Below are 13,561 nucleotides of genomic sequence, written 5' to 3'. Positions count from 1 at the left end.
GGGGACCTCCGGATGGTGGTGTCGTCCGCGATTTGTTCAGCGGTTGAATTAAATGGCGGGGATGTGGCAGTGTCAAGTGGTGACCACCGCCAGCACCGCCGGAGCGGTCCGGCAGGGCAGCCTGCGCGAGTTGAACCTCGCGGTCGTGCTCGGGCGGATCGCCGCCGCCGACCGGCCGCCGTCGAGGGCCGGGCTCGCCGCCGGGACCGGGTTGACCCGGGCCACCGTCTCCGCCGTCGTCGACGACCTGATCGCCGGGCGACTGGTCGCCGAGGCGGAGCCGGCCCCGCGTACCGGGGCGGGACGGCCGGCGCGCGGCCTGGTGCTCGCCGCCGACGGCCCGGCCGGGCTGGGCCTGGAGGTGAACGTCGACTACCTGGCGGCCTGCGTCGTCGACCTGACCGGCACGGTCCGGCACCACCTGGTCCGCCGGGCCGACCTGCGTCCGGTCTCCCCCGCCGACGCGCTCGCCCGGCTCACCGCGCTGGCCACCGAGGCGCGCGCCGCCGCCGTACGCGACGGGTTGACGCTGGCCGGCGCGACGCTTGCCGTGCCCGGCCTGGTGGGCGACGGCGGCCTGGTCCGGCTGGCCCCGAACCTCGGCTGGCGGGACGTGGACGTGCCGGCGCTGCTCGCCGGGCGTCCGCTCGTCGAGCCGGTCGACGGCGTCCCGCCGCTGGTGGTGGAGAACGAGGCCAACCTGGCGGCGCTCGGCGAGCTGTACGCGGGACCGGCCGGCCCGCGCAGCTTCCTGCACATCACCGGCGAGATCGGCATCGGCGCCGGGATCGTGCTGGACGGCGCGCTCTACCGGGGCGCACGCGGCTGGAGCGGAGAGATCGGCCACTTCCCGGTCCAGCCGCAGGGGCGGCCCTGCCGGTGCGGGGGCCGGGGCTGCCTGGAGCGGTACGCCGGCCAGGAGGCCATCCTCGCCGCCGCCGGGCTGCCCGGCGCGGAGCTGCCCGCCGACACCGCCGCCACCCGGCTCGCCGACCTGGCCGGGGCCGGCGACCCGGCCACGCTGGCCGCGCTCGCCGACGCCGGCGTCGCTCTCGGTGTGGCGGTGGCGGGCGTGGTGAACCTGCTGGACCTGGACACCGTGGTGCTCGGCGGCGGTTACGCCCCGCTCGCGCCGTGGCTGTGCCCACCGGTGGTGGCGGAGGTCTCCCAGCGGGTGCTCACCGCCGCCTGGTCGCCGGTCACGGTGCGGCCCGCCGCGCTCGGCGCCCAGTCGGCCGCGGTGGGCGGCGCCACCTCGGTGGTACGCCGGATCGTCGACCGCCCGGTCGGTTGGCTCGCCCGCGGCGCCACCGGTTAGCCGGCCGTCCTCGACGGGCATCCGTCGCCCCCGCTCGGTACACTTGCCGCGAGGCAACCGGTTCTCGGACGAGGAGCGCACCGACAGCATGCACACCGGTCGACCGACCGAAGCGCCCGGCCAGCGGCGGTGACCGCCGCGCCCCGGGGCGGTGTCGCCGAGCCGGTCAGCGGCGGTGGACACGGCTGGAGGAAACGACCCCGGCGGGTGGCCGGGGTCGGGCTGCCCGCCGACGACCGGCTCGCCCGCGAGCTGCTGGACGGGCTGGCCGAGGCCGTCGTGACGGTCGACCCGACCGGCGGGGTGACCCTGGTGAACGCCATGGCGGCGGAGCTTCTCCCCGAGCTGACGCCCGGCGTCGGCCTGGCCGGCTGCCGGGTGCCGGCGCTGGCCGAGGCGGCCCGCGACGGCGCCGACACGTTCGAGACCGAGCACCACGGCCGGCGGCTGCGCGGCCTGCGGCGTGGGCTGGCCGGGGAACGCGGCGCCTGGTACGTGCGCGACGTCACCGAGGAGCACGCGCGCACCGACGCGCTGCTCGCCGAGCGGTCCCGGACCGCGTTCCTGGCCCAGGCCGGCAGCCGGCTCGGGCTCTCCCTGCACCGCGACCAGACGCTGCGCGCCGCCGTCGCCCTGCCGGTGCCCTACCTGGCCGACGTCGCCGTGGTGGTGCACCGACCGCCGCCACCGGCCGAGGACGAGCCGCAGTGGGTCCGGTACGCGACCGGCGACTCCGGGCCGACCGCCGGCGTGGCCGGCTGGCGGACCGTGGAGTCCGTCCCCGGCCTGGTCGAGGCGCTCGACGGCGATCTCACCGCGCCCAGCCCCTGGCTCGACGCCGAGCTGGCCGACCTGGCCGAGGTGCTCCCCGCCGACTTCGGCCGGCCGGGCACCGTGCTGATCAGCCCGATGTCCAGCGCCGGCGGGCCGGCCGGGGCGCTGATCCTGGCCCGCCGTCCCGACCGGGCCGGCTTCGACCAACGGGAGATCGCGCTGGCCCGAGAGTTCGCCGGCCGGGCCGGTGCCGCGCTGGCCGCCGCCGAGCTGTACGGCGAGCAGAGCCACCTGGCCCGGGTGCTCCAGAACAGCCTGCTCCCGCCGGAGCTGCCCCGCCTGCCCGGGATGACGCTGGCCGGCGGATACCGCGCCGCCGGGGACAGCCTGCGCATCGGCGGCGACTTCTACGACCTGTTCCCCACCGGCGACGGCGGCCTGTTCGCGCTCGGCGACGTCTGCGGCAAGGGCGTCGGCGCGGCCGTGCTGACCGGGCGGGTACGCCAGTCGTTGCAGACCCTGCGCCTGGTCGAGCAGCGCCCCCGGGAGTTGATGGAGCTGCTCAACCGCGCGCTGCTGGACGCTCCGGGCGCGGCCTCGCGGGCCCAGTTCACCACGCTCCTGCTGGGCATGCTGAGCCGGCAACCCGACGGCGGGCTGCTGGTCCGGGTGGCCGGTGGCGGGCATCCCGCGCCGCTGGTGATCCGCGCCGGCGGTGGGATCGACGCGGTCCGGGTGGGCGGCATGCCGGTGGGCGCGCTGCCCACGGCCCGGTTCGTCCAGGTCGAGGTGCGGTTGGCTCCCGGTGACCTGCTGCTGGCGTACACCGACGGGGTGACCGAGGCCCGGGGCGGCCCCACCGAGCCGGCCATGTTCGGTGACGACCGGCTGCGGCAGGCGCTCGCCTCCGGGGCCGGGCTGCCACCGGCCGCGCTCGTCGACCGGGTGCTCCAACTCGTGGACGAGTGGCTCGGCGGGCAGCCGCACGACGACATCGCCATGCTGGCCGTGGCCGCCGGGTGAGCCCGTCCTGCCGGATCGGGCCGGAGACGCTCGTCGCGTCCCCCCGACCACCCGGACCGGGCCGACCGGGTCCACGGCCGGCGGACGGCGGCGCCGGCGCGATGTCAGGCGGTGCGCACCACCGGGGGTTCGTCGGGCGGGACCGGCTCGGCCGGCGGTCGGGGCGCGACCGGCCGACCGGGCCGGGAGGTCGCGCCCAGACCGGCCAGCGGGTCGCTGATCCGCTCGCCGGAGGGACGCAGCACCGGCCAGTCCTCGGCCACGGTCGCCTCGTCGCGGCGGCCGACCTCGTCGAACTCCCGCATGCCGCGCAGCAGCGCCACCCGTCCCTCGGCGCTCATGCCGGCCAGGATCAGAGCCAGCCGGCGCCGCCGGTCGGCGCGCAGCTCGGCCAGGAGCCGGTTGGCCGCGGGGGTGAGGTGCAGCGAGATCTCCCGGCGGTCGTGGCGGCCCGGCTCCCGCTCCAGCATCCCGGCCGCCACCAGCCGGTCGCAGAGCCGGCTGGCGGAGGAGAGCAGCATGTCGGTCAGCGAGGCGAGCCGGCGGAGGTTGATCCCGTCGTACTGCTCGACGACCATCACCGCGCGCAACTGGGCGCTGGAGAGGCGGCTCGTGGTCCGCTCCCGGGCCGCCTCCCAGACGGAGAGCAGGGTGCCCGCCGCCTCGTCCAGTGCGGCGGACATACTCGCTTCGGGTCCCACGGGACCGGGCTCCTCGGTCATGGTGGGCCCGAGACTACCCCCCGGACCAGCCCGGCGACCTGTGCAAAGGAGCAAACATGAGCGAAGCGGAGGCGCGCGCTCGCCGAAACGTGACGGACGCGCCGACAGATCTCATCCTGGCACGCCTCGCCGTCGAGCTGCGGCGGACGTACGGGATCACCCGGACCGAGCTGTACCAGGTCGACTACCGGCTCGCCGAGCTGCTGCCGCTGGGCGGCGGCGAGGCGCTGACCGGCCCCGGCCACCCGGCCTGGTACGCGTTCGACCACCAGGAGCCGGTGTTCGCGGACGGGACCGGCTGGTTCCCGGTGGGGATGCGGGGCGAACGACGCGGCGTGCTCCGGGTCTCGCCGGTGCCCGCCGACCCGGCCGCCCGCCGCGAGCTGGACACCGTCGCCACCGTGCTCGGGCACGAGGTGGCCGCCGTCACGTCGACCACCGACGTCTACCTGACCGCCCGGCGCAGCCGGCGGCTCACGCTGGCCGCCGAGATGCAGTGGGAGCTGCTGCCCGGCCGCAGCCGCATCCGCCCGTCGTTCAGCCTGGCCGGCCAGTTGGAGCCGGCGTACGCGGTGCGCGGCGACAGCTTCGACTGGTCCGACGACGGCCACCGGCTCTGGCTGGCGGTGCTCAACGGCTTCGGGGAGGGGGTGGCCGCGGCGCTGCTCACCTCGCTGGCCACCTACGCGCTGCGCAACGCGCGCCGCGCCGGGCTGGCCCTGGCCGACCAGGCCGCGCTGGCCGACCAGGCGATCTACGCGCAGCACCGGGGCGAGCAGCATCTCTCCGTGCTCCTGATGGAGCTGGACCTGGCCACCGGGGAACTGGTCGCGGTGGACGCCGGTTCCCCGCACCTGATCCGGCTACGCGCCGGCGAGGTGACCTCCCAGGCGTTGGACAAGCAGTTCCCGCTCGGCATGTTCGACGGCACCGACTACCGCGAGCAGCGGTTCCACCTGGAGCGCGGGGACCGGCTCTTCGTGGTGAGCGACGGCGTGATCGATGCCACCACGGGCCAGGTCCGCTACGGCGAGTCGGCCCTGGACCGGTTCCTGCGCCGCACCGGCCCGATGGAACCGCTGGACGCGGTCCGGTCGCTCATCGGCGACCTGCGCGCCTTCGTGGCCGGTGACCTGGTGGACGACGCGGTGGTCGTCTGCCTGGACTGGCTGGGCCCGCAGGATCAGTAGGCGCCCCGGCTGCCCAGCACCGCGCCGAACGTCTTCCAGAGGATGGTCAGGTCGGCCGCGAGCGACCAGTTCTCCACGTAGTAGAGGTCGAGCCGGATGCCGTCCTCCCAGCTCAGGTCGGACCGGCCGCTGACCTGCCAGAGGCCGGTCATGCCGGGCTTGACCAGCAGCCGGCGTGCCACGTCGCCGTCGTAGCGGGCCACCTCGGAGGGCAGCGGCGGGCGCGGGCCGACCAGGCTCATGTGGCCGAGCAGCACGTTGGCGAGCTGGGGCAGCTCGTCCAGCGACCACCTGCGCAGCAGCCGGCCCGTCCGGGTCACCCGGGGGTCGTCGCGCATCTTGAACATCAGGCCGTCGGTCTCGTTGCGCGCGGCCAGCTCGGCGAGCAGGGCGTCCGCGTTGACCACCATGGTGCGGAACTTGAAGACGCCGAACTCCTCGCCGCCCTGCCCGACCCGGGTCTGCCGGAACAGCACCGGGCCACGGCTGTCCAGCTTGATGGCGAGCGCGAGCGCCGCCAGCAGCGGCGACAGCAGGAGCAGGGCGATCAGCGAGAGCGACCGGTCGACGAATCCCTTGACCAGCTTGCGGGCGCCACGGAACTCGGGCGCCTCGACGTGGATCAGCGGCAGGCCGGCCACCGGGCGGGTGTGGATGCGCGGGCCGGCCACGTCGGTCAGCGCCGGGGCCACCACCAGGTCGACGCCGGTGCCCTCCAGCTGCCAGCCCAGGCGGCGCAACCGGGTCGCGGTCAGCTCACCGGAGGCGGTGACCGCCACCGTGTCCGCGCCGATCGCGGTGGCCGCCTCCGGGATGCCCCGGAACGACCCGACCACCGGCACGTCGCCCAGCCGCTGCGGAACCGGGGCGAGCAGCGCGTCCGGAATGCAGGCGCCGACCACCTGGTAGCCGGCGTACGGTTCGCGGCGCAGCGTGTGCACCAGCTCCAGCACGTGCGCGGTGTCGCCGACCACCAGCACCTTGCGGGACCAGCCGGCGCCCCGGTCGCGGGCGCGGTGCAGTCGCTTGCGGGCCGCGAACCGGGCCACCTCCAGGCCGAGCGTGCCGACCGCGAAGGAGATGGCCAGGAAACCCCGGGAGACCCCGACGTCGGCGATGTAGCCGGCGATGGCGATGCCACCGGCCAGCCGCAGGCTCGCGGAGCTGACCCGGCGGTACTCGTCCGCGCCGTAGCCGAGGACCTGGTCGTCGTAGCAGCGCATGGCCTTCAGCGACACCAGCCAGACCACCAGGAGCACCGGGGCGACCACCACGTAGGGGATCTCGGACCCGGTGGGCTGCTCGTCGCCGAACCGGGCCAGGTAGCCGGCCAGGATGGCCACGGCCAGCACGGCGGTGTCGAGCACCACCAGGACCCGGATGTAGGCCCGCTCCGCGGCTCGTGTCGTCGCGCCGGGTCGATCGCCCCCGGGTCGCGACGTCCTGGCAGGGGTCAACAGCGTCGCCGAGGTCACCGGCCCTCCCACTCCACTCAGGCCCGCCCCGTCCCCGCCCGGTCCCCGGTGGGGGACCCGCGGTCGAGGCACCCGGACATCATGCCAGGACAATTATGGTTACCGATTGATTCGGACACATTACCGTCAGTTCACCCCCCGGGCCTTGACCCGGGAAGCCTTCCGCCGTACCGGATCGCCGGTACGGCGGAAGGTTATCGCTGACCCGCCGGTCAGCGCGGCGCGGGCGGGCGCAACGCGATCGCCTGGAGGAAGATTTCACCGATCTTGCTCGGGTCGGTGGTCACGAACGCACCGCCGCCGGTGACGTCCGTGATGGACTTCAGCTCGGCCCGGTTCACCTCGGTACCGATGCCGATGATGATCACCTGGACCGGCTGCTCGTCGTCCCGGAGCTTCTTGAGCTGATCCAGCAGCGCCTTCTGCGAGATGCCGTTGTCGTCCTCGTTCTTGCCGTCGGTGAAGAGCACGATCGAGTTGACCTTGCCGGGCTCCCAGTCCTGCTGGACCTTCTTGTAGGCCGCGAGCATGGTGTCGTACAGGCCGGTGTCGCCGCTGGAGGGCCGGATGGAGGCCAGCCCACGCTGCAACTCGCCCCGGTTGCCCGACAGCGGCCGGATGCCCACCAGCTCGTTCCAGTCCTGGGAACCCTTCAGGTTGGTGGAGAAGGTCCACAGGCCGATCGACCAGGAGTCGTCGAAGAGCCCCAGGCCCTGGCCGGCAGCCGCGACCGTGACCTGCTCCCGGCTGGCGCCGTTGGCGGTGGCCACCGGCTTCTTCATCGAACCGGAGACGTCGACGACGCAGAGCATCCGACCGGACTGGGTGGCCACCGACCAGGTGGTGGTGGCCGTCGAGATGGCGACCGGGTCCAGGTCGGCCGCGCCGCCCTGGCCGGAGGGCGGGACCTGCTTCTCCCCACCGTTGGACGGGCTCGGCGCACCCGTCGGCGCCTGGAAGCCACGACCCCAGTTGCCGTCCGGCGCGCGCAGCGACTGCGCGGCGAGCCGGTCCTTGAAGTCGGCGGAACGCAGCGCCTCGAAGAGCACCCGCGCGGCCGACGCCTTGCTCGGCTCGATGCCGGGAAGCACCGCGAACGGGAAGTCCAGTGGGATCGGCGGCGGGTCGAGGTAGAGCGCGGCGAGCTTGATCGGCGGCTTCGTGTTGTTGTAGGCGATCACGTCCTCCTCGGACAGCGCCGCCGCGCCCAACCCGTTGGCGATGGCCGTCGGGTCGGACGAACGCGGGAACCGCGCGAGCAGGTCCTGCCGCAGTGAGGAGCGGTTGGTGGCCAGCGCGCGCAGCGCCCCGACCATCGCCTCCTGCGCCTTCGGGGAGCCGGCGTCACCGGTGGAGCTGGCCGCCGCGGTCAGCGAGAGCAGGCCGGACAGACCAGCCGCGTCCTGGGTCGGCTCGACGATCCCGGCCCGCAGCGGCTTGCTGGAGGTCACCTGCTGGAGCAGCTCCGACCAGCGGAACTCCTTGTCCGGCCAGCCGATCCGGGTGGCCACCGGCTCGGGCAGCGCGACCACCACCGGGCTACGCGCGATCGAGGCGCCGTTGGCCGGGGCGAAGGCGCTCGCGCCGCCCGCCTTGAGCCGGACCAGCCAGGTCGAGGAGTCGGGCACCCAGACGTCCGGGGTGACCGCGGTGCCGCTGGCCTGCCCCACGCCGGCCAGCGTGGCGCCGTGCTTGCCCGCCACGGCGGCGGCCACGTCGACCGACTCGGCCGAGGAGACGTTCACCGCGATGCAGGTGCCGCCGACCGCCGCGCCGTTGGCCACCCACTCGTCGGCGGCGCCCTGCACCGCCGGAGCGATCTCCGGAGCGGCCGACACCGACAGCTCGATGCGGCCCGAGCAGTTCGGGCCGGCCAACTGCTGGTAACCGAACCAGGAACCGGCTACGACGGCGACAAGCGCGGTCGCCGCTGCGGCGGCGCCTGCTCCTCGGAGGTTGTGACGCATACGATGGCGGCCAGACACGGTGACCATCTTGCGTATCTCGTGGGGTTACTGCCACAACCGTTCGGACGAAAGTTACGCAGGAGAAACAGTTGATCACTTAATCGGTACGCTGAGTTACGAATCAGTGACCGAGGTGATCGTCATCCACTCCGGACCGCGCGTACGGTCACCGCCCCGTCACACCAGCACGCAGGTCGGACTCGCCATCGGCACCGGCTCCCCCACCGGCTCCGGCACCCCGCTGCCCGGGTCCACCCGGAAGACACGCACCAGGTCGGCCCGCTCGTCGGCGACGTACAGGTGCGCCCCGGCCAGCGCGAAGTGCCGGGGCCAGCCACCACCGGCGTCCACCTCGGCCACCAGCTCCGGCGCCGTACCGTCCAGCGCGAAGACGGCCACCGTGCCCACGCCACGGTTGCTGACGTAGAGGAAGCGCCCGTCCGGCCCGACCGCCACCCCGGCGGGCTGCACGTGCCCGGTCCGGCCGCTGGCCTCGACCCGGACTCGCTGGTGCAGCCCGTCCGGCGTGAGGTCGTACCCGGTGACAGTGGCGTCCAGCTCACCGACCAGCCAGCAGCGCCGCCCGTCCGGGTGCCGGGCCAGATGCCGGGGCCCGGTGCCGGCCGGCGTCCGCAGCCGGGGCCCCCGGGGCACCAGCCGCCCCGAGGCGGCGTCGAGGTCGTACCGATAGACGGAGTCGGTGCCCAGGTCGACGGCGAGCAGCGGGCCACCGGCCGGGTCGGGCGAGACCATGTGGCAGTGCGCCGCCTCCTGCCGCTCCGGATCGGCGCCGTGCCCCTCGTGCCGCACCAGGTCGGTGCGCTCCCCCGGCACGCCGTCGGCGTCCAACGGGAACACCGCCAGGCTGCCGCCGCCGTAGTTCGCCACGAACACGTGCCGCCCGTCCGGCGCGACCGCCAGGTGGCACGGCTCGGCGCCACCGGTCGGGCGTACGCCCAGCGGGGTGAGAGCGCCGTCCGGCGCCACCCGGAAGGCGCTCAGCCCGCCCTCGGGAAGCTCGTTGACGGCGTACAGCACCGGCCGGCCCGGGTGCCGGGCCAGGAACGACGGCGACGGGGTGACCGCCACGGTGCCGAGCGGGGTCAGCGCCCCGGTCACCGGGTCACGCCGGGCCGCGACGATCCCCTCGGCCCGGCCGTCCGACTCCGCCGTGTAGCCCCCGATGTGGACGACCTCGTGCTGCCCCGCCACCGCTTCCCACCTTCCGTCAGGTCCTGCTGCGATCAAACCAGGCTTCCCGGGCGGTCGCCCGGTCAGTCGTCGAACGCCGACGTGACCGGCGGGCGGATCAGCCCACCGGGACCGGTTCGCCGCGTTGCCGGGCCACGTGCTCGACCAACGTGATCAGCACCAGCTTGCCGGACTGCCGGTCCCGGGCGTCGCAGAGCACCAGCGGGACCTCCGGGTCGAGGTCCAGCGCGTCGCGGACCGCCTCCAGGCCGAACCGCCGGGAACCCTCGAAGCAGTTCACCCCCACCACGAACGGAATGCCCCGCTGCTCGAAGTAGTCGATCGAGGGGAAGCAGTCGGCCAGCCGGCGGGTGTCGGCCAGCACCACCGCGCCCAGCGCGCCGAACGCCAACTCGTCCCAGAGGAACCAGAAACGGTCCTGGCCCGGGGTGCCGAACAGATAGACCTGGAGGTCGTCGTTGATGGTGATCCGGCCGAAGTCCATCGCCACCGTGGTGGTCGACTTCTGCTCCACCCCGGAGACGTCGTCGGTGCCCAGGCCGGCCCCGGTCAGCACCTCCTCGGTCTGCAACGGGCGGACCTCGCTCAACGCGCTGACCAGCGTCGTCTTGCCGGCGCCGAAGCCACCCGCGATGAGGATCTTCAGGGCCAGCGGCACCCGCGACGCCGGCTCCGGGTCAAAGCGCACGGAGTCCACTGACCACCGCCTTGAGGATGTTGTCGTCGGGCAGGTACGCGGTGGCCGGTGGCCGGTGCACCGCGACGAACCCATGGGCGAGAAGGTCGCCGAGCAGGACCCGGACCACGCCGACGGCGAGGTCCAGGTCGGCGGCGAGGTCGGCCACGGCCTTCGGCCGCCGGGCCAGCTCGACCAGGCGGCGGTGCTCCGGCTGGAGACCGGGTACGCCGGCCGGCTCGGCCGCGGACGTGGTCAGCACGAACGCCAGCAGGTCGAAGCCGTCGACCGGCGGGCGCACCCGGCCGCCGGTGAGCGTGTACGGGCGGACCACGGGACCAGCCTCGGCGTCCAGCCACTCGTGCTGCGGGCCGGGCCACTCAGCTCGCATCGGTCCGCTCCCCCGGGACCCGGGCCGGCGCGGCCAGGTTCTCCCCGACGCGGATCACCAGCATCGCCATCTCGTACGCCACCAGGCCGATGTCGGCGTCCGCGTCGCTGGCCACGGCCAGGCAGGCGCCCTGCCCGGCGGCCGTGACGAACAGGTACGCCGACTCCATCTCCACCACCGTCTGCCGGACCGCGCCGCCGCCCAGGTGCCGGGTGGCCCCCTTGGCCAGACCGGAGAAGCCGGAGGCCAGCGCGCAGAGGTGTTCCGCGTCGGTGCGGTCCTGGTCGGTGGAGGCGCCGAGCAGGAGCCCGTCCGCCGAGAGCACCACCGCCCGGCTGGCCGCCGGCACCCGCTCCACCAGGTCGTCGAGCAGCCAGTCGAGATCGGCGTTCTGCCGCGTCGTGTGCACCACTAGGCGTCCCTCTCAGTCGCGGTTCGTTGGTCCGACGCCGGCGGGGAGGGCTCCGGGGTCGGTTCCGGCGCGGTGGCCGGCGTACCGGTGTCCGCCGGCACGTCGGTGGGCGGGTCGGGAACGGCGCCCCGGATCCGCGCGACCGCCGGGTTGCCGGCGGCGCGCGTGCCGTCCCGGCGTCCGCGCGCGGTGCCGGCCTGCAACGCGGACATCGCGCGGCGGGCCTCCTCCGGCGGGCGGCTGGCCGGGGTGTCGGTGACCACCGCCCGGGGGCGGGCCGGGCCGCGCCGGCGCACCCGACGGGGCAGGCCGTCGCCGTCGGCGGGCGGCTCCACGGTCGAGGCCCGGGCGGCCGGCAGCGGGATCACGGTCGACTCGGGGCGCTCGCGGCCCGGTCGGGTCGGCCGCCCGCGGGGCACCGTGGTCAGCCGGCTCACCTTCGCCATCCGCCGCCGCTCCGGGCCGGCGGCGGCGTCCGGGCCGACCGGGGGCTCGTCGGTGATCAGGTCCAACGGGACGAAGACCGCCGCGGTCGTCCCGGCCGGACGGGCCCGCCGGAGTTCCACGCGTACGCCGTGCCGCACGGCCAACCGGGCCACCACGAACAGGCCCAGCCGGGCGCTGTCGGCCGGGTCGAACTCGGGCGGGGCGGCCAGCTTGCGGTTGGCCGCCGCCAGGGCCGGCGGCGACATGCCGAGCCCCCGGTCGGTGATCTCGATGGTGTAGCCGCCCGGCACGCTCCGGCCGGTGACGTCCACCCGGGTGCCCGGCGGGGAGAACGCGGTCGCGTTCTCGATCAGCTCGGCGAGCAGGTGGATCACGTCGCCGACGGCCCGGCCGAGCACCCCGGCCGACTGCACCTCGCCCACGTCGACCCGGTCGTACGCCTCGACCTCGGAGATCGCCCCGCGCATCACGTCCACCGCGGCGACCGGCCGGCGCCAACCCCGGCCGGGCGCGGCCCCGGCCAGGATGACCAGGTCCTCGGCGTGCCGGCGGAGCCGGGTGGCGAGGTGGTCGACCTGGAACAGCCCGGCCAGCTCGTCCGGGTCCTCGGTGCGCCGTTCCAGGCGGTCCAGCAGCGCCAACTGCCGGTGGACCAGGCCCTGGCTGCGTCGGGCGAGGTTGAGGATGACCTCGTTGAAGCCGCGGCGGAGGGTGACCTCGTCGACCGCGGCCCGCACCGCGGTCCGGCGTACCTCGTTGAAGGCGTGCGCCACCTGGCCGATCTCGTCCCCGCCGTGGTCCAGCTCCGGGGCCTCGCGGTCGACGTCGACCTCCTCGCCCCGGCGCAGCCGGGCGACCACGTCGGGCAGCCGCTGCTCGGCCACCTCGGTCGCGGCGGTGCGTACGCCGGTCAGCCGGTGCGCCAGCGACCGGCCGACCCGCAGCGCCACCAGCAGGCAGACCACGATGGCGACCAGGCCGAGCACGCCGGCGGCGGCGAGCTGGAGCAGGATGCGCACCGCCATCGGCACCGAACGTTCGGCGAGGCTGTCCGCCCCGCGCAGCTCGAAGTCCCGCAGGCTCTGCCAGACCTCCGCGTGGCCGGCCTCCCAGGCCCGGACGTCGAAGCCGGCGGGCAGGTCGTCGGCGCGGATCAGCGCGTCCTGGAGCGCGCGCAGCCGGAGGAACGCGGCGCCCTCGGTGAGTCGCTGGTAGCCGGCCCGCTCGTCGGGCGGCAGGTCGGCGACCGCGTTCTCGGCCAGGAAACGCTGGTTCTCCACGGTGCGCACCAGTTGCTCGTGCTCGCCGTCGGCGTACCGGCCGGCGGTGACGGCGCCGGCCAGCAGCGCGTCGGCCTGACCGAGCAGCTCCCGGGAGCGGCCCAGCGCGGTGAGCGCGGACGCCTCCCGGTTGAGCCGCACGTCGGGCAGCGTCGCCATGGCGGAGAACGCCTGGAACGCCGAGCCGATCATCCCGCTGTAGAGACCGACCGCGCCGGCCCGGTCGACCTTCCGGTCGTCGATGAAGACCCGCCCCGCGGGGAGCGCCTCCAGCGCCGAGCCCAGTTGGTCGAGGCGCGCGTCGAGCTGGTCGTCGGCCGCGTCGCGCAACTTCCCGCCGTCGATCCGGCGACGCAGCTCGGCGACGGCCCGGTCGGTGCGGTCGCGTTGCGCGGCCAGCTCCGGCAGGACGCCGTCGCCGGCGAGCTGGACCACCGAGAGCCGCCGTTCCCGCTGCAACTCGGCCACCACGTTCTCGCCCGGCCGGCCGAGGTCGTACAGGAGGGTGCGGGCGGCGAGCAGGTCGAGCGCGGGCCCGAAGGTGAGTGTGGTGGCGAAGATCCACAGTGCCAGGAGCCCGGTCACCGGGCCGATGACCAGCGCGGTCAGCTTGGCGCGGATCGGCCAGTCGCGGGTGTTCAATCAGACCTCGCCCGGGAAGGTTCGCTGGGTGG

The 13,561-nt window shown here is 75.0% G+C and carries 11 protein-coding genes; 3 read left to right on the top strand and 8 right to left on the bottom strand.

From position 1 onward, the window contains the following. The first annotated feature begins 52 nt into the window (after positions 1-52). Together VKK44_RS03815 and VKK44_RS03810 are read left to right on the top strand one after the other, a co-directional pair. Positions 53-1,318 (top strand): ROK family protein, encoded by a 1,266-nt coding sequence (locus VKK44_RS03815; RefSeq protein ID WP_343445455.1) that lies wholly within the window; start codon positions 53-55, stop codon positions 1,316-1,318. 129 nt (positions 1,319-1,447) lie between these two features. Then, positions 1,448-3,115 (top strand): PP2C family protein-serine/threonine phosphatase, encoded by a 1,668-nt coding sequence (locus tag VKK44_RS03810; RefSeq protein ID WP_343445454.1) that lies wholly within the window; start codon positions 1,448-1,450, stop codon positions 3,113-3,115. A gap of 104 nt (positions 3,116-3,219) precedes the next feature. Here VKK44_RS03810 and VKK44_RS03805 read toward each other — a convergent pair whose 3' ends face one another. Continuing rightward, positions 3,220-3,798, bottom strand: a complete 579-nt coding sequence (locus VKK44_RS03805) for a MarR family winged helix-turn-helix transcriptional regulator (RefSeq protein WP_343445453.1) — start codon at positions 3,796-3,798, stop codon at positions 3,220-3,222. Between the two features lie 95 nt (positions 3,799-3,893). On the opposite strand from VKK44_RS03805, the gene VKK44_RS03800 reads away from it, so the two are divergent. Beyond that, positions 3,894-5,027 (top strand): PP2C family protein-serine/threonine phosphatase, encoded by a 1,134-nt coding sequence (locus VKK44_RS03800; RefSeq protein ID WP_343445452.1) that lies wholly within the window; start codon positions 3,894-3,896, stop codon positions 5,025-5,027. Here the strand turns inward: VKK44_RS03800 and VKK44_RS03795 are convergent. From VKK44_RS03795 to VKK44_RS03765, 7 genes are all read right to left on the bottom strand, one after another. Beyond that, on the bottom strand, positions 5,021-6,502 hold the full coding sequence (locus tag VKK44_RS03795) for a sugar transferase (RefSeq protein WP_343445451.1): 1,482 nt from the start codon (positions 6,500-6,502) through the stop codon (positions 5,021-5,023). The genes VKK44_RS03800 and VKK44_RS03795 overlap by 7 nt on opposite strands. A 212-nt stretch (positions 6,503-6,714) precedes the next feature. Beyond that, complete coding sequence (locus VKK44_RS03790) at positions 6,715-8,469, bottom strand: substrate-binding domain-containing protein (protein ID WP_343445450.1); 1,755 nt, start codon at positions 8,467-8,469, stop codon at positions 6,715-6,717. A gap of 177 nt (positions 8,470-8,646) precedes the next feature. Beyond that, positions 8,647-9,681 (bottom strand): lactonase family protein, encoded by a 1,035-nt coding sequence (locus tag VKK44_RS03785; RefSeq protein ID WP_343445449.1) that lies wholly within the window; start codon positions 9,679-9,681, stop codon positions 8,647-8,649. 97 nt (positions 9,682-9,778) lie between these two features. Continuing rightward, the gene (locus VKK44_RS03780; RefSeq protein ID WP_343445448.1) at positions 9,779-10,378 is read right to left on the bottom strand and encodes a GTP-binding protein; all 600 of its coding nucleotides are present in this window, start codon (positions 10,376-10,378) and stop codon (positions 9,779-9,781) included. Then, positions 10,359-10,748, bottom strand: coding sequence for a DUF742 domain-containing protein (locus VKK44_RS03775; protein ID WP_343445447.1), 390 nt, complete (start codon positions 10,746-10,748; stop codon positions 10,359-10,361). The genes VKK44_RS03780 and VKK44_RS03775 overlap by 20 nt, the downstream gene beginning before the upstream one ends. After that, on the bottom strand, positions 10,738-11,160 hold the full coding sequence (locus VKK44_RS03770; RefSeq protein WP_343445446.1) for a roadblock/LC7 domain-containing protein: 423 nt from the start codon (positions 11,158-11,160) through the stop codon (positions 10,738-10,740). Before VKK44_RS03770 ends, VKK44_RS03775 begins: the two co-directional genes overlap by 11 nt. Continuing rightward, positions 11,160-13,529: a sensor histidine kinase gene (locus VKK44_RS03765; RefSeq protein WP_343445445.1), complete on the bottom strand. Its 2,370-nt coding sequence runs from the start codon at positions 13,527-13,529 to the stop codon at positions 11,160-11,162. Before VKK44_RS03765 ends, VKK44_RS03770 begins: the two co-directional genes overlap by 1 nt. Positions 13,530-13,561 lie beyond the last annotated feature (32 nt).

The organism is Micromonospora sp. DSM 45708 (genome assembly GCF_039566955.1).
Taxonomy (GTDB): Bacteria; Actinomycetota; Actinomycetes; order Mycobacteriales; family Micromonosporaceae; genus Micromonospora.
Note: the sequence above shows the minus strand (reverse complement) of the source record. Positions and strands in the feature narration are given on the sequence as shown.

Bases quoted from the DNA above. Each gene is read 5' to 3' on its own strand.
- VKK44_RS03800 (WP_343445452.1), top strand. From the start codon at position 3,894: ATGAGCGAAGCGGAGGCGCGCGCTCGCCGAAACGTGACGGACGCGCCG.
- VKK44_RS03815 (WP_343445455.1), top strand. From the start codon at position 53: ATGGCGGGGATGTGGCAGTGTCAAGTGGTGACCACCGCCAGCACCGCC.
- VKK44_RS03790 (WP_343445450.1), bottom strand. From the start codon at position 8,469: ATGCGTCACAACCTCCGAGGAGCAGGCGCCGCCGCAGCGGCGACCGCG.
- VKK44_RS03805 (WP_343445453.1), bottom strand. From the start codon at position 3,798: ATGTCCGCCGCACTGGACGAGGCGGCGGGCACCCTGCTCTCCGTCTGG.
- VKK44_RS03775 (WP_343445447.1), bottom strand. From the start codon at position 10,748: ATGCGAGCTGAGTGGCCCGGCCCGCAGCACGAGTGGCTGGACGCCGAG.